Source organism: Longicatena caecimuris, assembly GCF_018406465.1.
GTDB classification, from domain to species: domain Bacteria; phylum Bacillota_I; class Bacilli_A; order Erysipelotrichales; family Erysipelotrichaceae; genus Longicatena; species Longicatena caecimuris.
The window spans coordinates 380,308-407,268 of the sequence record NZ_AP024510.1 but is presented as its reverse complement, the minus strand read 5'-3'; the positions used below and the strand labels follow the sequence as shown (position 1 = coordinate 407,268).

Below are 26,961 nucleotides of genomic sequence, written 5' to 3'. Positions count from 1 at the left end.
AAATCCCGCACATTTGCGCCGTCAGCGAATACCAGAAAGCCTCTTCAGGATCAGCTTCTGCATCTCCCAGAGTTCATCCAGCCGTCTCTGCAAATCCCGGATATCCTCCGCATAGATGCTTCCAGATTCATTGGCGCGTTTTGCGTACTGGTTCAGGTTGTTGCTGCATCGGCGAAGAAGTGTGGATACCTGCGCCACATCCGACAAATCAAGATTTACGCAGTACCCGTCCATCGCCATTTTTCTCATATAGGCACCGGTATTCCGAATCCCCAATTCTTTCTGCTTTTCACGAATCCTCGCCAGCTCTTCCGGGTTCACCCGGACATTGATCCAGTGTTCCCGAACACTCATAGTGCCACCTCCTCATCCCGATGTGTCATCGGCGGAATGCGACCAGCACGGTCACGCAGCTCTGCCAGGACAGACGGCTTTTCTGTTGTATTCTCACGGTCAGAATCATCATTTCCACGGTCATCCATATTCAGCAGTGCGTCCAGTTCTGCCAGTCTTGCACTCTTCTCTGCCAGTTCTGCCTCCTGGGGAAACGTTTTTCCAAGCTCGGCCTGCGCAGCTTCCTGCTGGCTCCTAAGATTGTCCAGCTGCTGTTCCGCCTTCTCCAGCCTTGCAGGAATCCCGGCAAGAGCATTATCCAAACGCTGGATATTGCCCGCAGCACTGGTGCCGATGGGCACCCGGTGGGTCATCTCGCCTTTCAGCAGCACCTGATACTCTTTCTGGAAGCTGTCATATGACAACTCCATCTTGAAACCGCGATAGCTGCCAAGCGGCACCGGCTCCAGACTCTGATTGGCTTTACAGACCGCAAGAATTGCTTCACCGGCCTCGGCTTTTTCAGTAAATTGTGTGCCATTCACCTCCATACCGCAGAACCCCTCTTCCGGCAGCGGATGTGCCGCCACCGTCCGAATATCCGACTGAAAGCCCTTGATGAACCCCTGCGTTTTCTCAATCTCCGCAGGGAAATATTTCATCAATTTATCTTCCAATCGGTACTGCTGGCTCTGATGATCCGCCTTCAATACCTTCAGTCTTGCAACATCTACATCCAAGTCCATTTTTTCCTTGATTTGCGGGTCTCCTGCACAAAGTGCCTTGATCTCCGCATAGGAAAGTGCCTGCTCATCCACATCATCACAGGAACGAACCGGAGATTTGCTGGTCATAATCTGGCTGATAAACTTCTGCTTATTCTCCAGTGTCTGATAGAGGTAAGCGTCAAAAGTTCCTTCCGTCACATACTGATAAACCTGCACCTCTTTGTTTCGATTGCCCTGACGGATGATACGGCCATTTCTCTGGGTCATGTCCGCAGGCCGCCAGCCCACATCCAGATGATGCACGGCCACCAGCCTATCCTGCACGTTCGTGCCTGCGCCCATCTTCTGCGTCGAACCTAACAACACCCGCACCTGCCCGGTACGGACTTTGGCAAACAAATCTTTCTTTTTTGCCTCGGTATCCGCATCATGGATAAATGCGATTTCTTCCTCCGGTACACCGGACTGGATGAGTTTAGCGCGGATATCCTCATACACGTTGAAGGTTCCATCGTTCTTCGGTGTACTGAGGTCGCAGAACAGCAGCTGGGTCAGCTTATCCGACTGTCCTTCCTCATAAATCCGAAGCACATTCCGCACACAGGCGTTGAGCTTGCTGTTGGGGTCATCCGGCAGGAGCGGATTCATCAGCCGCTGATCCAGCCCCAGTTTTCTGCCATCCGATGTGATTTTCAGCATGTTATCGACCGACGGGTCTACCACACCGGAATGCACAGCCGCCGCCCGTTCCGAAAGCTCCGCCACCATCGCCTGTTGATGTTCCGAAGGCTGCACCACCACGGTTTCAAACTTTGCATCCGGCACCGGCAGATGTAGCTGATCGGAAGTCTTGATATCCGCCACTTCCTTAAACATGTTCATCAGCTCCGGCAGGTTAAAGAATTTTGCAAATCTTGTCCTTGCCCGGTATCCGGTTCCTTCCGGTGCCAGCTCAATAGCTGTGGTGGTTTCACCAAAGGTAGAAGCCCAGCTGTCGAAATGGGTCAGTCCTTTCTGCTGCAACGTGCCATACTGGAGATACCGCATCATGGTGTAAAGCTCTGTCATGCTGTTGCTAACCGGGGTGCCGGTCGCAAAAATGATGCCGCGCCCGCCTGTCAGCTCGTCCATATACTGGCACTTCATAAACATATCCGAAGATTTCTGCGCTTCCGATGTGGACAAGCCCGCGACATTGCGCATTTTTGTGTAGAGGAACAGGTTCTTAAACGCGTGTGCCTCGTCTACAAACAGCCGGTCTACGCCCAGCTGCTCAAAGGTAATCACATCGTCCTTTCGGTCGGTTGCCCGGAGTTTCTCCAATCTCGCCTCCAATCCTTTCCGGGTCTTTTCCATCTGTTTGATGGAGAAACGTTCGCCATTCTGGGATTTCATCTCAGCAATGGCGTTTTCGATTTCATCAATCTGGGCAGCCAAAATTCGCTCCTGCCGTTCTGCGGACACCGGGATTTTCTCAAACTGGGAATGCCCGATGATGACCGCATCGTAATCACCAGTAGCAATTCGTGCGCAGAACTTCTTTCTGCGGGCGGTTTCAAAGTCCTTTTTGCTTGCCACCAGCAATTTTGCACTCGGATACAGACGCAGAAACTCGTTTGCCCACTGAAGGGTCAAATGATTCGGAACGACAAACATGGATTTCTGGCACAGTCCCAGCCGTTTTGCCTCCATAGCAGAAGCGGCCATCTCGAAGGTCTTGCCGGCACCTACTTCGTGGGCCAGCAGCGTATTGCCGCCGTACAGCACATGAGCAATGGCATTCTGCTGGTGTTCCCGCAGCCGGATTTCCGGATTCATGCCGCCAAAGCGGATATGAGAACCATCGTACTCACGGGGACGGGTACTGTTGAACAGCTCGTTATACTTTTCCACCAGTTCCGCACGGCGATAAGGGTCTTTCCACACCCAGTTCTGGAACGCATCCTTAATGGCCTGCTGTTTCTGCTGGGCGAGGGTGGTCTCCTTTTTGTTCAGCACCCGCTTCTGCTTACCGTCTGCATCCTCCACGGTATCGTAGATACGGATATCCCGCAGATTCAGCGTATCCTCCAGAATCCGGTAGGCGTTGGCTCGGCTGGTGCCGTAGGTCATATAGGCATGGACATCATTCCGGCTCGGTGTACTCTTGCCGGTGATCTGCCATTCTGCCGTCATGGGAGAGAATTTCACTTCAATGTTTCGGCGCAAGTAAAACGGCGGTTCAAAAGTTTCTTCCATAAACTGCTGGATATAATCCCGATTGACCCATGTGGCACCAAGGCGCACATCAATCTCTGAAGCATCCAGGTCTTTCGGCTGTGCCTTTCTCAGATATTCTGTATTTACCGCAAAGGCAGGATCGGAGGCCGCAGCCAGTTCTGCCACGCGGAGCTTTTCCCGGACATTACCGGACAGATATTCGTCAGCTGTTACCCAGCCGGTTTCCTCGCCACCCTGCGTCATCGGATCTTTGAAAATGACACCATGCAGTTCCTGCTGGATTTTTTCATATTCCCCCTGTGTACCTAAAAGCTCCGACATATAGGGCAAATCCACTCTGCCGCGCTCTCCGATGGAGATTGCCAGAGCTTCTGCCGGGGTATCTACACTGGTAACAGCCCGTTCCGGTCGAATCGTCCGTTTGGTGAACATATCCGCCTTGGATTCCAGCCTGCCGTTTTCATCTACATTTTCCAGAGAGCAAAGCAGATAATAAGACGAATCTTCCGAAAAAGCTTGTGCATTTGCACGGGAGTTGATAAGTCCATACTGATCGGCGAATCGGTCATAGGCCACATTCAGTTCCCGCTGTTTCTGGGCAATCGCGTCCTCCGGATAATCGTTCAGCTGATAGTCGATCAGTTCCTGCACAATGGTACGAAGCTCCACCATGCCCTTGATCCTGCCGGTGGCTGTCGCAGAAAGGTCAGCCTTTCGCATGATGCTGTTCTCACGGAAGTAGACATCCCCATCCACCACCGCATAGGAGAAGTTCTTTACATTAGGGTTTGCCGGAATGGTTTCGCCCTGCAAGGACAGTTCTTCCTCCGGTGCCAGCTCCTGCGCTTCATAGTGACCGCCGATATGCTGCACAGCCTCATGCAGCTGGTCTCCCAGATCCTCATCCGGAATCGGAATGACCGTACATTCTTCCTTGCCGTACTGGGTACTTTCCGTTGTAATCTCACCCAGCACCATTTCCGGGTGGTCAACAAAATAGCTGTTGAGGGTAATACCCTCCGATGTCAGCCCCAGATGCACCCAATCCGGTTCGATATCAATGGGATGGTCTCTCTTTTGCAGGAAAATGATATCCGACACCACATCCGTACCGGCATTGACACGGAATGCGTTGTTAGGAAGTCGGATGGCTCCCAGCAGTTCTGCCCGTTGCGCCAGATACTTTCGTGCGTCCGGATTTTTGGAATCCATCGTATAGCGGCTGGTAACAAAGGCCACGATACCACCGGGCCGAACCTGATCCAGTGCCTTGGCAAAGAAATAGTTGTGGATAGAAAATCCGAGTTTATCATATGGCTTATCGCTGACACGGTAGTTGCCAAAAGGCACATTGCCCACGGCCAGATCATAAAAATCACGCCGGTCGGTGGTCTCAAAGCCTGCCACCTTGATTTCTGCCTGCGGATACAGCTTTTGCGCAATACGCCCGGTGATGGAATCCAGTTCCACACCATAGAGCCTGCTCCCCAGCATGGAATCCGGCAGCATACCGAAGAAGTTGCCGACACCCATCGACGGTTCCAGAATATTGCCTTTCTCAAATCCCATACCGTCCAATGCTTCATAGATTGCACGGATCACGGTAGGGCTGGTGTAGTGCGCATTCAGAGTCGAAGCTCTGGCTGCGGCATATTCTTCTTCCGTAAGAGCTGCTTTCAGCTCCTTATATTCGCCTGTCCAGGCAGTTTTCTCTGCGTCAAAGGCATCTGCCAGCCCGCCCCAGCCGACATAATTGGCCAGCGTTTCCTGCTCCTCCGTTGTCGCATCCCTGTGCTGGTTTTCCAAGGTTTTCAGCATATAGATGGCATCCATGTTGGCACGGAATTTCTGCTTTGGGCTGCCTTCACCGAGATGAAAGCTGTTGATGCGGTAGTTCTCCGCATGTTTTGCTTCATGCTCTGCCCGGAACGCTTCTTCCTCAGCTGCATTAGGAAATGTTTGAACGGTCCCATCAATCACAGCTGTAATCGGGAGCTGATCCAACGCCTCATCCGACCATACAGTACCTGTATTCTCAATATCTTTTGACGCTGCTTCTTTTCCAGAATTTAGATCAACCACCAGATTGTGCAGGTGAATATTATCCTCGTGCCCCAAAAGTCTTGCCAGATTTTCCTTGCTTTCCGAGCGGAAGATCGGATACACGGAATCCGGGTCCCGAAGCTCCACGTCGAACAGCCCGACTTTTTCAATCGTAAATGCCTTTCCGTCCAGATACAGCGTATCGCCGACACGATAATCCGGCTGCACCGGAGCTGCGGGTTCTGGCTGCACAGTTGCAGGCTCTTTTTCAGCCTTCATGTTCCTGCCGCGAATCTCCTGCAACGCCTCTGATGCGCTTACATAATCGGCAAATGTCTGCACTTTTCCGTCCGAATATCCGTAATACTCTTCTTTAACATAATCCCAGATGGCAAACGCATCCTTAGAATCCGGGAAATTATCGCCGGTCATCGTGACTACAAACCGTTCATCCGGTGCATAGCCTGACTCTCTGGCAAGTTCTCTGGCGTGTTCCTGCATTTCCAGCACCAGAGGATCTGCCTTTGCGTGAGCCGGTTCCTGTACTTCTTCGGATTCCACATCCGGGAATGGAATGTCCTGCTGCAAATCCTGCTTGCTCTGCTCAACATAGAGCCAGTCTTTGGCTTCCCGTTCCTGGACTTTTTTAATCAACTGCTGGCGGTAGGTCTCTGCCTCACATTCGCTGGTAAACTCTTCGCTGACACCATCCGGCTCCACATGAATGCCGTCCTGAATATCATCCCAAACCGCATAGCCATCGTCAGTTTCCATCACGGTAAACCGCTGAGGTGCTGCCAACTCGCTACGGGCATAGATATCCGCAGCCGTATTCAGCATATTATCCACATGCTCATTTCCGGTATCGTAGCGTTCCGGCGGCGTTGGCGGAAATACATGGGCGGCAGTCGGCATAGGAAGCGACGCACCATATTCCTGCTCCAGCTTCCGATACTCTTCCATTTCCAGCGCAGTCAGGTACTGACCATTTTCCACAAGCCGGTCTAACCGCTTATCCACCGCCGACCATGTGAGGCGCACTTCCCGGTCATGGTCATAATTGCGAAGCAGAATGCCTTTTCCGTTATAATCGGCAAAACCGCGACTGCCATCCATAAAGGTATAGCTGTGACCACCGAGACCATATTCCGCTTTCAGGAATGCAGCTCGTTCTTTTGCGTCCCCTTGCTGCTGATACAGCGCATAAATACGAATTTTTCCGCCTTCAAAATTAGAGCCTGTCCGCAGCATCCGGTCGATTTCATCCTCAGAAATTACAAAAGCGGAGGGCTTTTCGCTCTCCGCTTCTCTGGCTGCATTCTCTGCCGCCGCATCAATTTTCTGAATCTGCTCTGCTTCGGACTGAAACAGGCTCATAAAGTTCAACTGTTGATAAGTTCCGTCAGAATGACTTCCTCTGCCTGCGCTTTCAGCATGTTCATGTGCTGCACCCAGGCCATCTGGTTCAATTTCTTGTCCGGTGCCGGATTCGCTTTCAGAAGCTCCGCCATCATCTGTTCCATCCGTGCGGTCGCGGTCTCCTGAATCTCCCACAGGTGCGGGTACAGCTTCTCGGTCAGGATCAGGTGATTGTACAGCAGCGTGTTGTTCTCCTGCAGGAATGCTCTGCGCATCCTCCCGTACTTGCCCAGAGGCTTCTGTTCCTGCACCGACAACTGGATGTCCGGAATCAGGTAATCGCCGTTCTTCGTGTAATTCAGCTCCATCATAGTTTTGGCTCCTTTCTGCCTGTTTATCTCTTTCATAGGTTCGGATCGTGCGTTCAATTTCCCGGAATATCTGGCTGGACATTTCACTGACCGCAGTTCCCAGCACATTGGCAGCAGCCTGCGTATTAAAATCAAAGATGTCCAGAAAATCCTCGTGTTCAAAATAGTCATCTGCATTGCCCACCGTCCGGGTAAAGACGGAATATGCGATGCTGACAGCGGCAGCTCTCTTAAAGGAAGCTCCGATGTTGAGTTCATCATACCCTTCCAGATAAGAATCTGCAACGATGTCACTGATCTGCCTGCGGTTTTCCTCCCAGTAATCCCTTGCAAGGCGTTCTGCTGCTTCCATAATGTGATTTTCCAGAGACCCGGCACCGGCAGGAACATCAAATGCTGCATCCAGTGCCCGAATGATCGGCTGCTCATGCTCCGCATTCATTTTCCAGAGCTGTACCGGGCGGGAATTCTTCCGTTCTCCGGTATCTGCCACATCAAATACATACCGCAGTTTCGGCTGCTCACCGCGCATGTCCAAAAGAGCAATGCCCTTGGAGCCGCGCTTCACATAGCGATTCATCCGGTCATTCCAGAGATCGTACTCTGCACAGGCCGTTGCTTCTGGCCTCTGCTTATAGATCATCAGCTGTTCCGCAAAGGGATACTTATAAAGCCGTGCGGATGTGGTCAGAAACGCTGTCCACTGCTCTTTGCTTCCAGTGATCTGTGCCGCAGCTTCCTGCGCCATCTGCATATAATAAGCCGTTTTCGTCATCATCTGTCTTTTTCCTCCTCTCCCTTATTCGTCCGGATACAAATCCAGTGCCTCATATTCTGCATCTGTCATCTCAGCCAGTTTCGCAAGCAGCGAGGCCGTCCACCTACGCAGGTTTCTATCTCTGCCCGTCAGACTTTTCTGCATCGTCTGAAGCTCTGCAATCAGCCCCGTCCGTGTGCCAGGGCTGTAAAGCATCATGAGCATCCACTCGTCATCCGTAAAACGCATTTACAACTCCTTTTCTTCGCAGCACCTGCGAGGCGGTGCAGGCGGCACCGCCTCCTGCTTTTCCTTCAGCTGATCCAGAACCGATGCTCTCTCCGCAGGTTCTTCCTTCTTTCCGTTATTGATTACGCCGTCAATCATGCCGTAATCGTCTTCCATTGCCATTTCTGCGGCTTTCAGGTAATTCTCCGGTTTCAAAAATCCGGGCAGTTCCTGGAAGCCGATGGAATCCACATAGTGACAGCTTACAACACCATTCTGCCGTAAAGCCACGATGTCAGACACAGAAAGACTATGCCCAGTAAAATCATCAGGGCGGGAAACATTGAATTTCGCATACAGTTCCTCCAACATCGTATTCTGATCCTTGTAGGGAAGAAGCGGAGCCGTATACACCACCTCATAATGGTCAATATCCGGTTCCAGCCCCATCCGTTCCAGTTCGCGCATAGACGAAAAGCGTTCATATACCGTATCCTCACTGCGGCGAAGCTGCAAAATCGCATACTGGTCGGTAGCACTGTCGAGAAATGCCATCATTCTTTCGTCTGATGCCTGATTTCCATGCACTTCATCCCATTTTTCAATTCTTGCCATCATCCATTTCTCCCTTCTCCATAAACGGCAGGCCGTTTTCCTTTGCTTCCTGTCGCTGCTGTTCCCGACGCTTTTCACTGTAAGGCGGTCGGATACCGACGCAGCGTTTCGGAATTGTATACGTGACCGACCCATGCTCCCGGTGCTCCAAAATAAACTGCTCCGGATACTGTTTTCGCAGTTCCCTGAGCTTCTTAATCAGGCGGCTGTCATGGGTATAAATGCTGGCGGTATCCAGTTCATTATCAAAATTGATGACGGTTTCCTGCTCTGCCTTCGTAAGCTTGTATTTCATCGCTCCGCCTCCTTCGCCTTGGCAGCTTTCACCGGCGTATCCGTTCTGGAAGACAAATCCGAGAGTTTACCCAGCACAGATTCCCGTCTGCTGATTTCCGCTTCCTCTGCACGATCACAAAGTTCATCATAGTCAATCCGCGTCATGGTGCGGCCACCGAACCCATAATCCGAAAGAATCTGGTCTCTGGCTGCATTCATGCTGATTTCCGGGTCGTCGATCTGTCCGCCGTCAATTTCCGTGAAGTCCTTATGATATAAGGTATAGTCGTAACCGTCCTCACAGGTCTGAATGGCAAGAAAGCCCTTGCTTCCCAAATCCCATGCACAGCGTTCTTCCGTAATCAGCGGCTCCGGGCGGCAGGTGCCACCGCCGCGTTCCAGCATTTCTGCCAGTTGACAGATGTGCAGAACATCATACCCCAGGCGCAGATGATATTCGTCCATATATTCGCAGCGGGCTGAAAATTTCCGATTCGGATACTCAATCTCCACCGCACTGCCATCCGGAATTTTGAACCGATCTTCGTAGCTGCTGGTGATAAACCGGATATTTTTAGCATTCTCCAGCTCAGGATCAGCCTTTTTCATCTGCCAGAGAACCTTTCTACCGCCGCGTACCTGCTCCAGCATCTCCGGGGCTACCGGCGCAACGGCAAGACCGTCAAGCCGGAGAATCTGCTGGAGTGCCGCCATCCTCGCGCTTTCTTCCAGCGTAGAAAACGGCTGTTTATCCAACACATCCCAGCCAATGTGTCCCTCGGCAATCTGCACCTTGCTGTCCATATCAAAGCAATGGAATTCCACGCCGTCCTGCTTTTCCTGCAAGGAAAGCAGTGCAGCATTATCCACCAGATAAGCTGCATTCATCATTTTCATGCTCATTTTTTACCTCCAAACTCCAGCTTAAATGCTGCTGCACCGTCCTCGCCGGTCTCTACATAAACGGTTGTGTCATAGTAACGTCCAGATTTCTTGGAATAACAATGGGTAAGCCGTGCTTTCCCCTGATTTACCAGTTGCTTTGCCAGTTCCTCCGTCATCTGCTTTCCCAGTGTCTGAAAGAACCTGTTTTCCTTCCAGAGCGCAAATCTACAGCCCTTATCCCTGCAAAACCATCCCTTTGCCGTTTCGCAGACATCACTGCCGCAGGCGGGGCAGGAGCCAATGACTTTCCGTTCCGGCTGCATCAGCACATCAGCACCTTTTACAGCCTCGTAGGTTTTAACAAGTCCGCTGACCAAGCTGCTGATTTCACCCATAAAGTCATCGCTGTCATACTCGCCGTGTTCTATTTTCAGCAGTTTTTCCTCCCAGTCTGCCGTCATGGATGGGGACTGAATCTGTTCCGGCACCACCGTCACCAGCGCATTTCCCTTGTCCGTAGAACAAAGGTATTTCGTTTTCTTATCGCCCCTGCGCTCGATAAAGCCTTTCTGCACCAGTTTTTCGATGATGGCAGCGCGTGTGGCCGGTGTGCCGATGCCTTTTCGCTCTACACCAGCCGGAAATTCATCCGAGCTGGCACTCTCCATCGCTGAAAGCAGAAGATCTTCGGTAAATCTCTTAGGCGGGCTGGTCTTGCCCTCTTTCAGATCGACACCGGCAAGTTCCAGTGTCATGCCTTCCGAAAGCTCCGGAAGATCACCCGCCTCCGCATTCTTCTCAGCATCTTCAACCGGCTTTCCTGCATATCGCCTCCAGCCCATATCCGTAACTGTTTTGCCTTTCGTGCTGAACTTCTGACCGGCACACTCGGCTTCTACTATGGTTTCTGCATAGCGGCATGAAGTTCCTACCGCGCAAATCAGCCGCACCGCCAACATGGTAAGAATCGCCTGTTCTCCGCTGGGAAGAGAGGAAATGTCATAACCTGCCGCTGTTTTTGTAGGAATAATGGCATGGTGATCGGTGACTTTCTTGGAATTGATGACCTGCGCTGCATTCACCGGTGCTGTCTCATCCGGCTGAATCTGAAAGCTCTGCTGGATCACAGAAACAAGTTCCGGCACCAGCGGTGCCATATCATCCGTCAGATACCGGCTGTCGGTACGGGGATAAGTTACGAGTTTCTTCTCGTACAGAGCCTGTGTGTAATCCAGGGTCTGCTGGGCAGTGAATCCCAACTGCCGGTTTGCTTCTCTCTGAAGCGAGGTCAGATCAAACAAGGCCGGGGGCTTCTCTGATTTTTCTTTCTGCTCCACCTTAGTAATGATGGCACTTCCCGCCTGACAGCACTCTGCCACCAGTTTTTCTGCTTCTGCTTTTGCTTTCATCCGCTCACCGCCTGCTTGAAAATCCCGGAATTTTAATTCTGCCGAGTAGAATGGTTCCGGCTTGAACGCACGAATTGCTGCATCCCGCATGACCACCATCGCAAGCGTTGGTGTCATCACGCGCCCCACATTCAGGGTCTGCCCATACAGACATGAAAAAAGCCGGGTGGCGTTGATTCCGACAATCCAGTCGGCTCGCTCCCGGCATAAAGCCGCCTCATATAAGGCATCATATTCTGTTCCCGGTCTGAGCTTCTGAAAGCCTTCCCGGATAGCACTGTCCTCCATTGATGAAATCCAAAGCCGTTCCACCGGCTTTTTGCAGCCGCACTGATGGTAAACCAGTCGGAAAATCAGTTCGCCCTCACGCCCTGCATCGGTTGCACAGATCAGACTCTCCACATCTTTCCGCTGCATGAGCTTTTTCAGGATTCCGAACTGCTTTTTCGTGCTGGCGGACACCTGATACTGCCAATGTTCCGGCAAAATCGGAAGATCATCATACTTCCACTTTGCATACTTTTCATCATAGGCTTCCGGCTGGGAAAGTTCCACCAGATGCCCCACACACCAACTGACAAGGTAGCCATTGCCCTCCATATAACCGTCCCCGCGCTGATCTGCCCCGATCACTTTCGAGAGACTCATGGCAACCGAGGGCTTTTCCGCTAATACAAGCTTCATTCGATACTGCTCCTTTCGCAAAAAAATTAGCAGCCAGGCACCGAAGCGCATGACTGCTATGTAAGGAACGGTATTCTGTTTTAGGTCTACAAACTGGGGCTTTTATGATCTTGCCACAGCTTATCAGTCTATGCACGTCAACTGTTGAAACCGCCGTGTACCGAACGGTACGCACGGTGGTGTGAGAGGACGGCGGCTAGTCACCGCCTCCTACTCGCTTGTGCCCATGTTTCGGCCCTCCACATCATCACTCCGCGCATGCGTTGTGCCTCGCCGCAACGCATTCTGCCCCTCGCTGACTCATCGCCAGGCATCGCTGATGGTGTTCGTCTGCCCATCCTCACTTCTGCAGTATCTGCTTTTCGTTCTCCTGCACACGCCGCTCGAGCGCTGTATACTGCCGAAGCTCGTCCTCGGTAAATCCCCGGAACTTCGCCTGCTCGTAGTCACGCTCCGCGGCCGCGATATCCTGCAGCACCGCATCCGACGCCGGCAGCAGCTCGAGACGAATCTTCCGCGGCTCGCGTTTTTTCTTCGTCATTCCGTTCGCGTCTGCATCCTGTGCCTCGCCACGCTTTCCGAAAAGACCGGTCGCCTCGGCTATTTCCGCCGCTTCACGTCGTTTCCTCGGCACGTCGACCACTTCGAGCATCCCGCGTGAGACCAGCTTCTGCAGCGCGGCGCGCAGATCCCCGCGGCTCATATGCATCAGCTCCGCGAGATCCTTCCGGCTCAGCGCCTTTCCGGCATCCTTTCGATCAGTCGCCTCCACGGCATCTTCCCGCGCAGGCATCTGCGCTTCAGCCCCTCGAGTGAGCGCCTTTCCCGCGTCCTTCCGATACAGCAGCAGCGACAGCTCCGCCAGCGTCATATCATACTTCAGCGCCACCGACTCGAGATAGCGCTCGAGCAGCTTCCGGTCGCGGTACTTCTCCACGATGATCCCATCCTCCGAAATCACCTCCTGCAGCGCCTGGCTCCGCTCCTCACCGAGCTTCTGCGTCCCCGGAATCGTCGCCGGGAACACGAAACCATCCTTCGCCGCATCCACTAGAAAATGATAGACCTGCAGCCGCTTCCGCTCATACGCATCCTCATCCAGCACATGCTTGAAGAAGTCGTTGTAGCACTCGAACATCGCGAGTTTTATCTCCACCGTCCGCGCGAAGCTGATCTTCTGATTCACCAGCGAACCCTTCGTCTTCACATAATAGTAGACCGGCGTCCGCAGCGCATAGAACGTCGTCGCATAGCGCACATACTCGAGATTAAACAGAAAATCCTCGCACCAGCTGAGCTTCGCATCCATCCGGATCCCGTGCGCCTCCACAAGCGAGCGCCGGTACAGCTTATTCCACAGCACCCCATAGTAGTAGTCCGCCGGGTTCTCCATCATGAAGCCAACGAACGCTTCACACCCGATCACCTGGTCCGCGTCGATATCCCCCTTCCGCGACACCATCTCTCCGACGACACGATAGAAATCCGCGATCACCATGTCGCAGCCCGTCTCCTCGGCCGCCCGCACCATCAGCTTCGTCGCATCCGCCGTCAGCCAGTCATCACTGTCCACGAACTGCAGAAACGTACCCCGCGCCCGCGCGATCGCCTGGTTTCGCGTATCCGACACCCCCGTATTCTCCTTATGCACGACCACCACGCGCGCATCCGCCCGCGCATATCCGTCGCAGATCTACCCGGACCGATCCTTACTTCCATCATCCATGAGGATCAGCTCGAAATCCCGAAACTCCTGATTCAGAATACTGTCCACACAGCGCGCGAGACTCTTCTCCGCGTTATACACCGGCACGATGATACTGACCTTCGGCTCCATAGGCACCTCCATCAAAAAACTACTTCTAGTTGTACCATAAAACCCTCCCGTTGACACTCGTATATTTCTGCTCACTTTTCCCGGGCCAATGTCTCGACCCTCCGCCTGCTCACTCCGCGCCCACGCGTCCGCACCCTCCACCTTCTCACGTCGCGTCCACCCATTCGCACTCGTTGCCTTTATCGCGCCCATGCCTCCGCCCACTACCTCCTCACGTCGCATCGAAGCACCAATTCCCTCATGAAAATGTCATATTACAGCATAAATTCGCTCATGAAAGTGTAATGAAGCACGGATTATTCCCTCATGAAAGTGGCAAAATACTGAAAAGAACGCTCATAAAAGTGGCAGAGCACGGAAATCTGAGAGGAAAAAGAAGGTGCCATGGTGTTAAATTATTCTTATGATATTTCCGCTTCCTGATGATTTTTTTGAATTATCTTAACTTTAATATCGAAACTTAACTTAAAACAAGTTATAATACAAAAATAGAGTTAAATAGAAGGAGAACATATGGAATATCTCTATAAAGTTCTGGGAATTAAAGCGACAGTTCAGCGCGCAGAGTTTGACCATGATGTACCAGAAGGCGCGCTGCTTTCGGGACGAGAAGGTCGCCGCAGAAATCCTGAAAACCGATGACGTCGGCCGCATCAAGGAACTGGGCCGCCAGGTTTCAAACTATGATGAAAGCAGATGGAACGGCATGCGCCAGATCCTCGTCTACGAAGGCCTCCTCGCAAAGTTTGAGCAGAACGAAGACCTGAAGGCTCAGCTCAAATCCACCGGCGACGCCATCCTCGCAGAGTGCGCCGTCAAGGACCACATCTGGGGCATCGGCTTATTGATGAAGGACCCAGATCGACTCGACGTGAAAAAGTGGCACGGAACGAACCTGCTGGGGTATGCACTCATGATCGTACGAGAACGGGTGTGAAGGGCGAAAATCCAGATACCAATATAAATACGTATTTGATGATTTATAGATATGAATAAATGCAGATCAAAATGCGCAGAATATGAGCACTTATAGACATTTAATCAACACTATATGAAAATATGCCTATTATTTTTGAGAGATGCTGGATGGTAAAATTCCGAGTTGTTGAGCTGTTCTTACTTTCTATTTTATCAGATATCGCCTACAGAGTCCATAGCTTCATAGCTCAAAACAGTTCACCCACCAACCATTTGGCTATGTAAAGGGGACGGCTTTTCAGCCGCCCCACCGGTCAACGCTGCGTTAATCAGACAGGTTCATCGTCCGATTCCGCTTCATAATCCTCGTTGACATCCACTTCTTCGTCCTCGTCACCATCATCCTCCGGCAGCTGGAGCGTATCTTCATCCTCATCGTGATAATCCGCATCCGGGTCCGGCTGATTTTTCTTGGACGCAGGCTTTACGCCCTTCATCTTGATATAGAGATAACCGCCGACACCGGCTGCACCGATCACAAACAGAAGCAGCATAATCATCGGAAGCGGAGACGATTTCTTCTGCTCGCTCTCTGTTTTCTGCTCTTCCGGTGCCGGTTCCGTCTCCTGCGGCTTTTCGGTTTCCGCAGGTTCCGTGACTTCCGGCTCCTTCTCCCGATACTTGGCAGCTTCCTCTTCATCCATCAGCGCAAGCAGATCGGCCTCGTCCACCATGTTCAGGAAATGCACATTCTGGTTGCCGTCTTTATCGCGGTCGATGATCAGATAAAAGGTGTTGCCCGCCTTTGTCACCAGCGTAATGAACTGCTGGCTGGATTTATCTTCTTCCTCACCGATATCGTCCACCAGCGTCATATTTCCTTCCGGAGTCAAAGCTGCACTGGATTTCGTCTCATCCTCGTATGACATTCCACTCTGCATCAGATCCAGAAACAGCTTCAGCGCATCTTCACTGAACATGCTGCTGTCTTTTGCAGAATCCGTGACATTCAGGTACTTTCCATGTGCATACCCGGTTTTGCCGTTGAAGTTTACCTTATACCAGTCACCGCATTTTTCGACAATCTCCACCGTATCGCCGGAATGCAGATATCCGATAATCTCCTGATCCATGCCGGGACCGGAACGAAAATGCAGACTGGTGATCCCCGGCACCACCGTACCAGTCTGCTTTTGGGACTTTTCGCTGCCGATATTGTATTCTTTGCCGCCCACCGTAACGATCAGGTTCCCATCCGCATCCGTAGAGACCTCATAGCCATCCGGCAGAACCTGCATGTCCGGGTCGATTTCGATGCTGTCGGTATTGTCCGTTTTCCCCGCATTTGTGCTTTCTGCTGCATCCGTCTCCTGTGCAGCGGTACTGACATGCGTGTTCTTCTGCACATCATCGCCCGTATAGGCAAATGCAGTGGTCGTAAAGGTTCCTGCCGCCATCACACTGGCAAGCAGCATTGCCATCATCTTTTTCATTCCATATCCTCCGTTTCTTTCTCATCCAGTTTCAGATTTTCCGGGTTGGGAACCGCAGCCTGCGCCATCTGAATGATAACTGCCAGCTGTTCCGGGGTCAGGCTCTGGGCATGTACCATTTCACAGATTTCGCTGTTTTCCTGCTCGTGGTACTTTCTGTCCCATTCCTTTCTGCGTTCCTCCCACTCATCGCGTTTCCTGCGGGCTTTCTCACGCTCCGCAGCAATCTTTTCCAGTTTCAAACTCATGTTGTGTCCTTTCCGGGCGAATAAACGCCCTGTTTTTATCGAATTCTTCCCATGCAGTAGTAGTGCTGCCTCCAGTAGTTCGTCTCAGTGGAAGCATAGGAAATTGGGTTGCCGCAGTGAATCATCATCCCGTTGCCGACATAAATGCCCACATGGGACGCTCCGCTGGTGTTGTAGGTTTTCTGGAAGAAGATCAGGTCTCCGGGCTTTGCCTCTCTTTTCGGGATAATGTCGCATTTTCCCATCAGACCATTGGCCGTCTGTCTGCCTACATTCCAGCCATTGCCGCAGTGGTTGATGACCCAGCTGACAAAGCCGGAACAATCAAAGCTCGTGCTCGGCGAGCTGCCGCCCCAGACATAGGGATAACCGAGATATTTCTCTGCTTCGGTAATCATCTTTCGGAATTTTTCATCCGTCAGAGCCTCGCCCGGAATGTCGTAATCCTGGTATTCTCCGCTGGAACCTGCGCCATCCGGCGTTGCAAAGGCGATGCCTGCAAACAGGTCATCCCGATTGCCCCGGCACTCCAATGTGACTTCATAGCGTTCCAGCTGGTCATCTGAAAGACCGGAATTTCTGGCAACATAGTCCACACCCCGATTGAGCAGCGTTACATTGAGGATTTTATACTCATACTGTACCGTTACCTGATAGGTGTAGGTGTACCCGGTTCCGGTGATTGGATTGTAGCGATAGCCCACACGGGTTTCTTTCCTTGTCCGGATTTCTACCTTTTCCTCCAACTTCAGCTCATACTGTGCTTCAAAAATACTCTGGAGCCGCGCCTGCACCTGGCTTCTCGTATAGTTTTCAAATTCTACGGTCAGCAGAGATGCAAGCTCATAGGGATTGTGACCGATTTCTGCCAGATTGTAGCGATACTCGTCATAGCCCGGATGGTCGGTTTCAATGCGGTCGATTTGTTTGCGAAGTTTATCTTCCAGCTTGGTATAGTCCGTCTCCGCGCCTTTCAAATCTTCATCCTCTGCCGTGTAGGAAGTACCCAGCACCACATTGCCGCCGCCATTGATCAAGACAGAGCAAGATGAAACCGAACCGGCAATCACCAAAACAAGCAGTCCCACGGCTGCGATACCGATGATGATATGCGAGTGGCTCTGCACAAACTGAAATGCCTTTTCCGTCATGTTGGCAGTGCCTTGCGCAGCTTTGGCTGTGCCAGCTGCTGTGTTCTCCGCTGCGGCTGCACCTGCCTTCGCAGCGGCATACTCTTTTTTGATAGCCTGCTTCTGCCGCCATCTGGAAAAGAGATTGGAACCTGCCTGCGGATCAGACTTCATGCGTTCCGCAAAGATGGAATCCACGGCATCTTTATCTGCCTTTTTCTCCAACCGCTCCAGCTTTTTGTACTGCCGCAGCTTTCGACCATATTGGAACCGGGAACCAGCACGGGCTGCACCTTCCGCTGAACCTTCGGTAAAATGCGCTGCCTCCACACCAGAATTATTATCCTGGTCGGCATTGCGCACACTCTGATGTGCCTTGGCTGAAAGTGCATCTGCCGCAAGATTTCCCGGCTTCTTTGGCTTTCCGCCTTTTTTCCCGGAAGCTGCTGCATTCTTTTTCGCTTTTACTTCCTGCTCTGATTTCAGCTTCTTACTGCGCATCTTAGCAAGATCGGCCTCGTGACGAATCTGCCTTCGGTGTTCCGCTTTTTTCTTGCCGCCGTCTCCCGTACTGCTATCTGCGGTTTTGCTTCTGGAATCGCGAAGGGTGTTCTCCGCACCCTCGCGCTCCTGCCGCAGCTTGTCTCCGAGATTCGGATTTTTCTTGCCAGCCATTGCTTACGCCTCCTTTGCTTCCTGAACTTCGGTTAATTTTGTCGTCATAATCCGGTACAGTTCCAGATCGGTCGGGAAACGATCAACGAACGGCAAAATCACATTTCCGTAGAACAGCAGTCCTTCGCCTTCGCCGGAGTGAGTCACATAGGACAGCTGGTGCGGGCTGATATTCAGCTGATCCGCCAGAATCTGACGGTCACCGGCTGCCTGATTCAGCATATAAATGAAGTCGCTGTTCTCAAAAATGTTCGTCACTTCGCGGGAAGAAAGCAGATCTTTTACGTTCTGGGTGATGCCGGTGGGAATACCACCCCATTTACGGAATCGCTTCCAGATTTCCACGCTGTAAGCCGCTGTCTGCTCTTCTTTCAAAAGCAGATGGAACTCGTCCATATAGTAGCGGGTGGCTTTACCGGCATTGCGGTTGGCGGTTACACGCCCCCAGACCTGATCCTGCACCACCAGCATACCGATCTTTTTCAGCTGCTTGCCCAGCTCCTTGATGTCATAGCAGACCAGCCGGTTATTGATATCTACGTTGGTGCGGTGGTTAAACAGGTTCAGCGAACCGGTCACATAGATTTCCAGTGCCGTTGCCACATGGTGTGCTTCCTTTTCATCCTGCCGGAGCAGTGCCTCGTACAAGTCCTGCAACACCGGCATGTTCTCCGGCACCGGATTCTCAAAATAGGTCTGGTAAATCTGATGAACACATCGGTCGATGACCGTCTTTTCTACCGGCTGCAAGCCTTCTTTTCCGCCCACGATCAGCTCACACAGGGACAGGATGAAATCTGCTTTCAGGGCAATCGGATTATCCTCTTCCGAATAGTTCGCATTGATGTCCATCGGGTTGATATACTGCGTGCTGGAAGGGCTGATTTTAATGACCTGCCCCTCAAATTTCTTCACCAGTGCCGTGTACTCGGCTTCAGGATCGCACACAATTACATCGTCATCCGTCACCAGGAACGCATTGGCGATTTCTCTCTTGGCAGAGAAGGATTTACCGGAACCGGGAGTACCCAGAATCAGCCCGTTGGGGTTTTTGAGCTTTTTCCGGTCAACCATAATCAGGTTGTTGGACAGAGCATTCAGCCCATAGTACAGAGCCTCTTTCCCGGTCTGAAACAGTTCCTGGGTGGTAAACGGAACGAAAATTGCCGTGCTGCTGGTAGTCATGCTGCGCTGAATCTCAATCAGGTTCTGTGCCAGCGGCAGACAGCTCATCAGCCCCTGCTCCTGCTGAAAGTCCAGACGGCGCAGGTTGCAGTTGTACTTCTGCGCGATACTGGAAGCTTGAAACACATTGGTTTCCAGCTCCTGCTCCGTCTCGCCGGTGTTCATCACCAGAAAGGTCAGCAGGAACATACGCTCATTCTGGCTCTGCAATTCCTTCAGCAGTGCCTTTGCGTCCTTGCCGTAAGTTGCCAAATCTGACGGAATGATGTCCATATCGTATCCGGAACGGACAGCTTTCTTCTGTTCCTCAATCTTGGAACGATCCAGCTCCGTAATGGTGTGCTTGATGGATTTGATTGCTTTATTCTGGTCTACCGACTGAATGTGCATAGTCACGATCTGGCTGGATTCCATATCCAGAAAATCCTTCAGCAGCTGATCCGACAGGTCGGAAGCCGTGATCTGGAGATAGGACATGGAGCCATACATCCCGCCCATCTGAAAAATACGGTTCTTCGGAAAGGCAAAACCGGTCGGTGCAATAAAGTCCTTTACCGACAGCCCGCTCTCCGGCAACCACTTCCAATCGAAATTGAATCGGTCATGGTCACCCATGTGGAACATATCGTGCATCAGATGAAGCCGTTCCTTGCCGTTCAGCAATTTTGCCCGGACACCCAAGCGTTTGAAGTTGTTCATCAGGTCGATCTCGATGTGAATGAGCCTCGGCTTTGCCTGTTTCATGGATTCCGCCTCAATGCCAAACGTCAGGTACTTCGTCTTGGTCAGGCCGTTGTTGCCCTGGGCAAGCTGGCGGCGCAGCATGGTGCTGTACTCCGTGCGCACCGGATTGAAATGATCCTTCTGGTACGGGATACGCACCATCTTCTCAAAATTCGAGGCATCCGTAGCCATATTCATAAAAGAAAGCTCAAAGCGGATGCTGGAATCAAAGAAGTTCAGGAAGCTGCACCATTCCTCAAAGATAGCCGTCTGATCCTCCTGCTGTGCCAGCTGGTAATTGATGTCCTGAAATTGAATGGTTTTGGTGTAGTAGTTGTCCGTCACACGGCAGATACCATCCGGGAACATCCGCTGAAAGGGAATGCTATCCTGAGCTGAGTGCGGAACCGTGCTGTCACCCCTTGCACGGTCAATCACCGTCTGCACCTGTTTTTGCTCTGCGGCTGACAGATGGGACGGCATTCGGATGTCATCCTGCTTTTTATTCTTCGCTGTCAGCTTTTCGAGAATTTTGAACAATGCGATTTACCTCCATTTCCACGTCTGCCTGCTGAACCAGCAGTGCATAGTAATTTTTTGTTTTGTAAGGCCGCGTTTTCGGCCTCTTGAACTTTGCCTCATAGAAGTGCTTTGCCACCACTTCCAGCGGCTGACCGTCTTTCTCGTACATGGCAAGAAAGAAGAGCGGCAGCATCACTGCCATCATGCCAAGTGCAGCAAGGCTCAGATTCCCGCTGGACTTGAGCAAAAAGAAAACCGGAACGCCAATCAGCGCACCGGCTCCGAAGCAGAGAATCTGCCGTTTGGTCAGGTTCATAAAGACCTTGGTTTTGACCTTTGAAAGGTCACGCGGTACAGAAATATAAGATGCCACGAATCATGCCTCCTTCCTTAATGCGCTGCAAACACGGATTTTGCGAGGCTTCCCGTCTTAAACAGCGTAAATGCCAGCAAAACCGTATAGCCCATAACGCCCCAAATGCTGCTGATGATGTTATCCGAAAAGGACAGGTTCTGAATCAGAACTGCGTAGATGCCTACACAGATCATGATAAGAAACCCCTGGAATCCCAGTGCAAACAGGGAGCGCAGATAGTTTTGACCGGTGTGGCTCTGCTCATGGTTTCCAAAGGTTGCGAACGGAATCGGCGCAAGGCTCACCATGAGGTAAATTTCCACCATTCGGCCATACACGATGACAAAGATGATAGCCGACAACGCCAGCATCGTGACCTGAACCACAAAGGTCTGCAAATACAGTCCCAGCAGCGGTCCCAAGTCCATGCCTTCCAGTGTAGCCTGCATTGCTGTCAGGGTCGCATCGCTGACGGACGTACTGCCGGAAATCAGACCGCCACTTCGGGAGATCACTTGCTGCGCCACATCAAAGACAGCCATCGTGATATTGAATGTGTTCGAGATCAGAGTCACTGCCAGAAAGGTCTTAAAGACCCATTTGAAAAATGTCCACGTCTCGAAATTTGCCAGATTGTTATGCTCGATGAGCATCTGAATCAGCTCATAACAAGCGATGAATGTCAGCACCATTCCGGCAATGGGCAGGATCACGGATTCCGAGATGTTACGGATCATAGAAAAAACCGCAGGTGAAAAGTTCACCGGTGTGGTTCCCACATCGCCTGCGATCTGTCCAACCTGCTGGTTGACCGAATCGAACATCCCTGAAAGATTTCCCATGATACCGCTGATGATCATGCTCTTGAGCCAATCTGTGATCTGTTCAAGGATACTCTGCATGAGCCGCCTCCTTCCTTACGCGAACACGCCGAACAGCTTCGCCATCCGGGACAGAAGCATAAACAGCTGTGAGAAAAGAGACAGTGCCGATGCAGTTGTAGTAAGAAACGCCATAGATTTGTCCTCCTGTAACTTGTCCGGCCTATCAGCCGGTGCGATTCTAAACTGCGGTTCTGCGCCATACTTCCAACATGTGCACCTGCCGGAGAGCGCAGAAAATAGCCAGCTGCGGAGATTGCCTGCACCTGACTATGTAACAGGCAGCTTTCGCCGCCCGGTCGGAATCTTCGCTCCGACAGCCTTTGCTTAACCGAACAGACCGGAAAGCAGCGGCACCAGAGTCGTGCCGATCAGTGCTACACCGCCACCGGCCATCAGCTGCTTCATGCCCTGAGACTTGGCACCAGGGTTGTCGTTGCCGTAGCCTTCCAGCAGGTTGATCGCTCCCCAGATGCCGAGGCCGGCACCCAGTGCGATAACGAGGGTCTGAAGAACGGTTACTGCGCTGTTGAAAAATGCCATAAATGTGTACCTCCTTGTACGTTGCGCCCTTATGGGCTGATGAATAGTGATTTTCCATCTGCATGTGCACCTGCAAATGGGCAAACATATAGCCAGATTTCCAATCCCAATCAGAAACCTGGCTATGTAAAGAGGCGGCAGCTCGCCGCCCCTTCTTATTCTGTTGCCAACAGCACACCTATGACATCTTCGTCACCGGAACGAACTTACTTGGCATGATCTGCATCAACCACTTCGTACTTATCACCGGGCTTGAGTTTCAGCCGATGGTCAAGAAACGCCTCGATGCTGAACGTGTTTTTCTTATCAGCACCGGCAGTGAGCTTGTAGTTCGGATGCTGGGTCAGATCGTATTTATCTGACTTGAACGGTCTCACACCGCGCAGTTGCAAAATGCACTTACCGCCATCCAACACAGACAGTTCATCCACCGAGGCCAGGTCATGCCCGACTTTTTGGTAATTGGTGCCGTAGGATGGGCTATTACCTCTGGTATCGGAAGTGTTGTACAGATCAATCGTTTCTTTCCCCAGTGCCTGATTCAGCTCTTTCAGCGTAGTCGGCTCCGAACCGCCAAGAAAAATACGGGAATCCATATTGCCGATGATGGTATCGGCATTGTCCTTGTAGATTGCCTTCAACTGGCTCTGTGCCTGAAGCACCAGACACGCCGAGATTTCTCTTGATCGGATGGTGGCTACCAGCTTTTCCAGATTCGGAATCTGACCAATGTTCGCACACTCATCAATCAGGCAGCGCACATGCACCGGCAGTCTGCCGCCGTAAACATCATCCGCTTTTTCGCACAGCAGGTTAAACAGCTGTGTGTAAATCATGGAAATCAGGAAATTAAAAGTCGGGTCTGTATCGCTCATAATGAGGAACAGAGCCGTTTTCTTATCTCCCACCGTATCCAGCGACAGCTCATCGTACATAGTGATACCACGGACTTCCTCAATATCGAAGGGAGCAAGACGTGCGCCGCAGCTCACCAGAATCGACTTTAAGGTCTTGCCCGCCGCCAGCTTGAACTTGGCATATTGGCGGACAGCAAAGTGGTTCGGTTTTTTCTTTTTCAGAGCTTCAAACATCTGATCCACTGGATTCTGAAAGGTTTCATCATCCTCGCGTACTTCCATCGCATTCAGAAATTCAATCAGCGTTGCAAAGTTCTGTTCTTCCAGCGGTGCCTCATAGTGGATATAACCGATCAGGGAACAATACAGCAGAGTCTCCGCCTTCGTCCAGAATTCGTCACCGGCCTTGCCGTCTCCTTTGGTGTTGGCAATGAGGGTTGTGGTCAACTTCAAAATATCCTTTTCGCTGTGAATATACGCGAAGGGATTATAATGCATCGACTTTCTGAAATTGATAGTATTGAAAATCCGGATGCTGTATCCGTTCTTCAAAAGGGCTTGGCCGCAGTCGATTACGATATCGCCTTTCGGGTCAGTGACCACGTAGGAGCTATGGCATTGTAAAAGGTTGGGTTTAAGCCAAAACCGGGTCTTACCGCTGCCGGAACCACCCACCACCAGCACGTTTTTGTTTCGGGCATTTGCTGGATTCTTCGGGCGATTGCCCATCATCAGCCGCTCTGTCCGGGTCAGAATCACATTGTTTGCAAACACCGGATCTTCAAACGGTTCGATGTCTTTCTGCGTACCCCAACGAGCAGAGCCGTACTCCATGCCATGACGATATTTCTTGGCATTTTTTCCTTTCAGGTACACGGCAAGCCGCAGACCTGCTCCGCAGCACACACCAATCAGCAAATCCATCGGATGCAGACTTGGCATCGGATTGGAAAAGGCTGCACCCAAGGCAGAAAGAAAGCCGAGGAGCTTCTCAGACATGTCTGCACCCTCGGCAATTCTCCACGCTTCTCCCAGATTGGTACATATAAGACCGGCAATCAGATACGGCAGGTTCAGGATCAGAAGCTTTTTGGTCTTATTACTCATAGATCACGCTCCTGACTTTTGTGGCGAACCTTATCCGGCAGAATTGCAGCAACCAGCTCTTTGAGCTTGTTAAGCTGCTCCAAAACACTCGGTTTTTCCTTTGCTTTCAGCTTGCGGTTGGTGAATTCCTCAAAAGCGGAAGTCAATGCATCCGCATCCTTCGCCTTAAAGAATACTGTGTACTTGGGTGGCATCACATTTTGGTCTTTCGTAATAGCATAATCCACACCGTATTTCCGCGCCACCTGTTCAAAGCCTTTCAAATCCGTTTTCTCAATGGGGATACTGCTGACTCCCTGATTCTGACCGATCAGTTCCTTGATGCTCTGCTTTCCAATCGGCAACTGTGCTGTTTTCTGAGCCACCTTTGCCTGATGGTGCCGCTTCCATGCATTATAGCCATTCACGATGGTGCGAAAGGTCAGTTTCGTGGTACTGATTGCCAGATTGACGGTACGATTTTCAACTTCTTCCTGCATGAATCTCCGCCTCCTTCCTTACAAACTGTCCCGGTCCGGTGCCGGTTTACTCTTTTCCTTGGGCTTTGCAGCCTTTTCCTCCATCTTCTTCACCATGTCATCCGGAACCGGAATCGCCATGATGCTGCGCCCCATGCGAACGAACATCTGGGGCTGATGGAACTGCTCCTCAAATTTCTGCATCTGCTCCGAGGTCAGAGAACCAAAATCATCCTCTGTCAGCCCAACCACCAGAAAATCACCGGCATAAATGTCCTGCATATCTCCGTCTTCGGTGTAAATTGCACGGTTCAGCGGCAGTCCATTGATTTTACCGGATTCATTCAGAATAATGGCTACTTCATCCTCAAATGGGTAGGTTACTTCAATATCGCCGCCAACCATTGCCTGCAAATCTTCCAGCTCCGTGCCAACACTGATTTTCTTCGGGTAAGCATTGGGCTGTACCAGCAGCACATCCATTGTCCTGGTCTCTGCCAGTTCATGTTCTCCCACGGTCTTGAAGTCCACACCGGTGAAATCGCCGGAATCCAGAACATAGTCCTGATTATTCCACGCCTGCGTCACCATGCGTTCCGCGTCTTCCTGTGAGGCAGCTTCCACAGAAACCTTTCTCTGGAGAGTCTCTGTAATCTCCACATCAAATTTCTTCATAGGCACCTCCTTAGATCAGGCGCAGTGCCGGAACCAACTCGCCGCCAATGGAAAACACCGTCAGGTTTTCGTTCACATAGTCGATGGTGCGTTCCAGCGTAAACAGATTGATGCTGCATTCGTTGCCGTTCTGGTCGATTTCCGAAACCTCCGCAGCTCCCAACAGATAGCGGGTTCTGTCAGTCTCGATCACATCGCTCTTATCATAATGGAGAAGCAGTTCCCCATCTGCCACCAGATCAGCCTCCATCTCATCGTAAACATCCTCAAAGATGTCTCGACTGCCATCCTCGGTCAGGAGTTCGCCGCCAGCCCCCGGCAGGATCACCATCACAATGCGCTCCTTCGGGTGATCTTCACGGATTGCCTCCAGCATCAGCCAGTTATGAAGCATCGCAATGGACTTCTCAAACATGGGATCATCCATCGGATTGGGCTGCGATGCACCGTGCGGGCAGTTCTTGCAATCCATGCTACACACTGCGTTGTTCTGATTCTTCTTAAAGTTCAACATCATAAAAATCTCCTTCTCATCGTTCCATATCTCGTTGTTTACTTCGCTGCCATTTTTCCAGCAGCCGGATAATCGTGTCCTGCATCTGCTTCGGCGTATAGGATTTCGGGAAATACTTCCGAAGAACCTCGTTTTTAATCGTCACATGGTCAAGCTCATCCTTTTTGATTTCATTCATCACTTCACACATGGCATCCAACGTGCAGCCGCCCTCCTGTGAGAGCTTCTTCAGCCGCTGTGCCTGCGACAGGGATGGAGATGCCTGTGCATAGTCCATTGCCTCCAGAAATTCCTTCTGTTCAGACGGTTTCAGGTAAGACAACTCCACCGCCGGATTAAAGGCGATTTTCTTCTCATCCACCATATCCAAAATTTCAGGAATCAGGTTGGTAAGGCGGATATAGCGTTTAACCGTATCCTTACTCATTCCAACAGCTTCACCAATAATCTCCGTAGACAACTTCGGTGCAAATTGCTCCGAAGTCAAATCTTTTCTCTGACCCTGATGTTTCATCGCCTCCAACTTCATCTTGTAGGAAAACGCTCTCTCGCTGGGAAGAATATTCTCCCGCTGCAAGTTGCTGTCCACCATAAAGATGATTGCTGCATCATCGTCCATTTCCTTGACGATGACCGGCACAGTCTCCAAACCTGCCAGCTGCGCCGCATGAAGTCTGCGGTGTCCTGAAAGAATTTCAAATCCGCCTTCCGGGTCAGATCGGACAATCAGTGGTGATACCACACCGATCTGCTTGATGCTCTCTACGGTCTGTTCCATCAGCTCGTCATCCAGCACCTTAAAGGGATGCCCTTCAAAAGGATGCAGGTCAGAAAGCGGCATCTCCGTCCGCTTCTCCTTAGCCGCAGCGCCGGCAGCTGAGCCACTGCGGTTTTCTGTTGTAATACTGGTTTTTGCTTTTGCCATTCAGCTT

Annotated in this window: 21 protein-coding genes and 1 pseudogene; 1 reads left to right on the top strand and 21 read right to left on the bottom strand. The window is 51.5% G+C overall.

The genetic code is table 11. The annotated features are described in order from the left end of the window. Window positions 1–21 precede the first annotated feature (21 nt). The 9 genes and pseudogenes from KJS44_RS01950 to KJS44_RS01915 all read right to left on the bottom strand — a co-directional run bounded on the left by KJS44_RS01950 (window position 22) and on the right by KJS44_RS01915 (window position 13,745). On the bottom strand, window positions 22–354 hold the full coding sequence (locus KJS44_RS01950; protein WP_013274283.1) for a plasmid mobilization protein: 333 nt from the start codon (window positions 352–354) through the stop codon (window positions 22–24). Next, window positions 351–5,603: an SNF2-related protein gene (locus KJS44_RS01945; RefSeq protein ID WP_458574482.1), complete on the bottom strand. Its 5,253-nt coding sequence runs from the start codon at window positions 5,601–5,603 to the stop codon at window positions 351–353. Before KJS44_RS01945 ends, KJS44_RS01950 begins: the two co-directional genes overlap by 4 nt. A gap of 1,103 nt (window positions 5,604–6,706) precedes the next feature. After that, window positions 6,707–7,051, bottom strand: a complete 345-nt coding sequence (locus KJS44_RS01940) for a TnpV protein (RefSeq protein WP_242963147.1) — start codon at window positions 7,049–7,051, stop codon at window positions 6,707–6,709. Between the two features lie 802 nt (window positions 7,052–7,853). Beyond that, entirely contained in the window at window positions 7,854–8,060 is a 207-nt protein-coding gene (locus tag KJS44_RS01935; RefSeq protein WP_097783070.1) for a transposon-transfer assisting family protein, read from the bottom strand. After that, window positions 8,061–8,654, bottom strand: a complete 594-nt coding sequence (locus tag KJS44_RS01930; protein ID WP_244976550.1) for a YodL domain-containing protein — start codon at window positions 8,652–8,654, stop codon at window positions 8,061–8,063. It abuts the gene before it with no gap. Further along, window positions 8,641–8,949, bottom strand: a complete 309-nt coding sequence (locus KJS44_RS14485; protein ID WP_118728536.1) for an immunoglobulin — start codon at window positions 8,947–8,949, stop codon at window positions 8,641–8,643. Before KJS44_RS14485 ends, KJS44_RS01930 begins: the two co-directional genes overlap by 14 nt. Further along, window positions 8,946–9,833, bottom strand: coding sequence for an LPD16 domain-containing protein (locus tag KJS44_RS01925; protein WP_118728535.1), 888 nt, complete (start codon window positions 9,831–9,833; stop codon window positions 8,946–8,948). The genes KJS44_RS14485 and KJS44_RS01925 overlap by 4 nt, the downstream gene beginning before the upstream one ends. After that, the gene (locus KJS44_RS01920) at window positions 9,830–11,908 is read right to left on the bottom strand and encodes a DNA topoisomerase 3 (RefSeq protein WP_213540167.1); all 2,079 of its coding nucleotides are present in this window, start codon (window positions 11,906–11,908) and stop codon (window positions 9,830–9,832) included. Before KJS44_RS01920 ends, KJS44_RS01925 begins: the two co-directional genes overlap by 4 nt. Window positions 11,909–12,248: 340 nt before the next feature. Continuing rightward, window positions 12,249–13,745 (bottom strand): annotated as a pseudogene (locus KJS44_RS01915) (glycosyltransferase). A gap of 574 nt (window positions 13,746–14,319) precedes the next feature. On the opposite strand from KJS44_RS01915, the gene KJS44_RS01910 reads away from it, so the two are divergent. Beyond that, entirely contained in the window at window positions 14,320–14,682 is a 363-nt protein-coding gene (locus KJS44_RS01910; RefSeq protein ID WP_213540166.1) for an NADAR family protein, read from the top strand. 310 nt (window positions 14,683–14,992) lie between these two features. Here the strand turns inward: KJS44_RS01910 and KJS44_RS01905 are convergent, their stop codons facing one another. The 12 genes from KJS44_RS01905 to KJS44_RS01850 all read right to left on the bottom strand — a co-directional run bounded on the left by KJS44_RS01905 (window position 14,993) and on the right by KJS44_RS01850 (window position 26,954). Next, on the bottom strand, window positions 14,993–16,156 hold the full coding sequence (locus KJS44_RS01905) for a CD1107 family mobile element protein (RefSeq protein ID WP_213540165.1): 1,164 nt from the start codon (window positions 16,154–16,156) through the stop codon (window positions 14,993–14,995). Beyond that, a complete protein-coding gene (locus tag KJS44_RS01900) occupies window positions 16,153–16,404 on the bottom strand; it encodes a DUF4315 family protein (RefSeq protein ID WP_013274293.1) in 252 nt (83 codons plus the stop codon). Before KJS44_RS01900 ends, KJS44_RS01905 begins: the two co-directional genes overlap by 4 nt. A 35-nt stretch (window positions 16,405–16,439) precedes the next feature. After that, entirely contained in the window at window positions 16,440–18,209 is a 1,770-nt protein-coding gene (locus tag KJS44_RS01895) for a CD1108 family mobile element protein (RefSeq protein WP_213540164.1), read from the bottom strand. 3 nt (window positions 18,210–18,212) lie between these two features. Further along, on the bottom strand, window positions 18,213–20,600 hold the full coding sequence (locus KJS44_RS01890; RefSeq protein ID WP_038280798.1) for a VirB4-like conjugal transfer ATPase, CD1110 family: 2,388 nt from the start codon (window positions 20,598–20,600) through the stop codon (window positions 18,213–18,215). A gap of 19 nt (window positions 20,601–20,619) precedes the next feature. Beyond that, on the bottom strand, window positions 20,620–21,012 hold the full coding sequence (locus KJS44_RS01885; protein ID WP_002576402.1) for a PrgI family protein: 393 nt from the start codon (window positions 21,010–21,012) through the stop codon (window positions 20,620–20,622). A 17-nt stretch (window positions 21,013–21,029) separates the two neighbouring features. Continuing rightward, window positions 21,030–21,896 (bottom strand): VirB6/TrbL-like conjugal transfer protein, CD1112 family, encoded by an 867-nt coding sequence (locus tag KJS44_RS01880; RefSeq protein WP_213540163.1) that lies wholly within the window; start codon window positions 21,894–21,896, stop codon window positions 21,030–21,032. Between the two features lie 306 nt (window positions 21,897–22,202). Next, entirely contained in the window at window positions 22,203–22,418 is a 216-nt protein-coding gene (locus KJS44_RS01875; RefSeq protein WP_002576404.1) for a Maff2 family mobile element protein, read from the bottom strand. A 206-nt stretch (window positions 22,419–22,624) separates the two neighbouring features. Then, a complete protein-coding gene (locus tag KJS44_RS01870; protein WP_213540162.1) occupies window positions 22,625–24,382 on the bottom strand; it encodes a VirD4-like conjugal transfer protein, CD1115 family in 1,758 nt (585 codons plus the stop codon). Continuing rightward, on the bottom strand, window positions 24,379–24,861 hold the full coding sequence (locus KJS44_RS01865; protein WP_213540161.1) for a PcfB family protein: 483 nt from the start codon (window positions 24,859–24,861) through the stop codon (window positions 24,379–24,381). The genes KJS44_RS01870 and KJS44_RS01865 overlap by 4 nt, the downstream gene beginning before the upstream one ends. An 18-nt stretch (window positions 24,862–24,879) precedes the next feature. Then, window positions 24,880–25,515 carry a DUF3846 domain-containing protein gene (locus tag KJS44_RS01860; RefSeq protein WP_213540160.1) on the bottom strand — a complete coding sequence of 212 codons (636 nt, stop codon included), beginning with the start codon at window positions 25,513–25,515 and terminating at the stop codon, window positions 24,880–24,882. A 10-nt stretch (window positions 25,516–25,525) separates the two neighbouring features. Further along, window positions 25,526–26,029, bottom strand: coding sequence for a hypothetical protein (locus KJS44_RS01855; protein WP_213540159.1), 504 nt, complete (start codon window positions 26,027–26,029; stop codon window positions 25,526–25,528). 16 nt (window positions 26,030–26,045) lie between these two features. Beyond that, window positions 26,046–26,954, bottom strand: a complete 909-nt coding sequence (locus KJS44_RS01850; protein ID WP_213540158.1) for a ParB/RepB/Spo0J family partition protein — start codon at window positions 26,952–26,954, stop codon at window positions 26,046–26,048. Window positions 26,955–26,961 lie beyond the last annotated feature (7 nt).

Bases quoted from the DNA above. Each gene is read 5' to 3' on its own strand.
- KJS44_RS01895 (WP_213540164.1), bottom strand. From the start codon at position 18,209: ATGGCTGGCAAGAAAAATCCGAATCTCGGAGACAAGCTGCGGCAGGAG.
- KJS44_RS01925 (WP_118728535.1), bottom strand. From the start codon at position 9,833: ATGAGCATGAAAATGATGAATGCAGCTTATCTGGTGGATAATGCTGCA.
- KJS44_RS01870 (WP_213540162.1), bottom strand. From the start codon at position 24,382: ATGAGTAATAAGACCAAAAAGCTTCTGATCCTGAACCTGCCGTATCTG.
- KJS44_RS01905 (WP_213540165.1), bottom strand. From the start codon at position 16,156: ATGAAAAAGATGATGGCAATGCTGCTTGCCAGTGTGATGGCGGCAGGA.
- KJS44_RS01930 (WP_244976550.1), bottom strand. From the start codon at position 8,654: ATGGCAAGAATTGAAAAATGGGATGAAGTGCATGGAAATCAGGCATCA.
- KJS44_RS01945 (WP_458574482.1), bottom strand. From the start codon at position 5,603: ATGAAGGCTGAAAAAGAGCCTGCAACTGTGCAGCCAGAACCCGCAGCT.
- KJS44_RS01850 (WP_213540158.1), bottom strand. From the start codon at position 26,954: ATGGCAAAAGCAAAAACCAGTATTACAACAGAAAACCGCAGTGGCTCA.
- KJS44_RS01865 (WP_213540161.1), bottom strand. From the start codon at position 24,861: ATGCAGGAAGAAGTTGAAAATCGTACCGTCAATCTGGCAATCAGTACC.
- KJS44_RS01950 (WP_013274283.1), bottom strand. From the start codon at position 354: ATGAGTGTTCGGGAACACTGGATCAATGTCCGGGTGAACCCGGAAGAG.
- KJS44_RS01860 (WP_213540160.1), bottom strand. From the start codon at position 25,515: ATGAAGAAATTTGATGTGGAGATTACAGAGACTCTCCAGAGAAAGGTT.
- KJS44_RS01875 (WP_002576404.1), bottom strand. From the start codon at position 22,418: ATGGCATTTTTCAACAGCGCAGTAACCGTTCTTCAGACCCTCGTTATC.
- KJS44_RS01920 (WP_213540167.1), bottom strand. From the start codon at position 11,908: ATGAAGCTTGTATTAGCGGAAAAGCCCTCGGTTGCCATGAGTCTCTCG.
- KJS44_RS01855 (WP_213540159.1), bottom strand. From the start codon at position 26,029: ATGTTGAACTTTAAGAAGAATCAGAACAACGCAGTGTGTAGCATGGAT.
- KJS44_RS01880 (WP_213540163.1), bottom strand. From the start codon at position 21,896: ATGCAGAGTATCCTTGAACAGATCACAGATTGGCTCAAGAGCATGATC.
- KJS44_RS01900 (WP_013274293.1), bottom strand. From the start codon at position 16,404: ATGAGTTTGAAACTGGAAAAGATTGCTGCGGAGCGTGAGAAAGCCCGC.
- KJS44_RS01890 (WP_038280798.1), bottom strand. From the start codon at position 20,600: ATGCCGTCCCATCTGTCAGCCGCAGAGCAAAAACAGGTGCAGACGGTG.
- KJS44_RS01940 (WP_242963147.1), bottom strand. From the start codon at position 7,051: ATGGAGCTGAATTACACGAAGAACGGCGATTACCTGATTCCGGACATC.
- KJS44_RS01910 (WP_213540166.1), top strand. From the start codon at position 14,320: ATGATGTACCAGAAGGCGCGCTGCTTTCGGGACGAGAAGGTCGCCGCA.
- KJS44_RS14485 (WP_118728536.1), bottom strand. From the start codon at position 8,949: ATGAAATACAAGCTTACGAAGGCAGAGCAGGAAACCGTCATCAATTTT.
- KJS44_RS01935 (WP_097783070.1), bottom strand. From the start codon at position 8,060: ATGCGTTTTACGGATGACGAGTGGATGCTCATGATGCTTTACAGCCCT.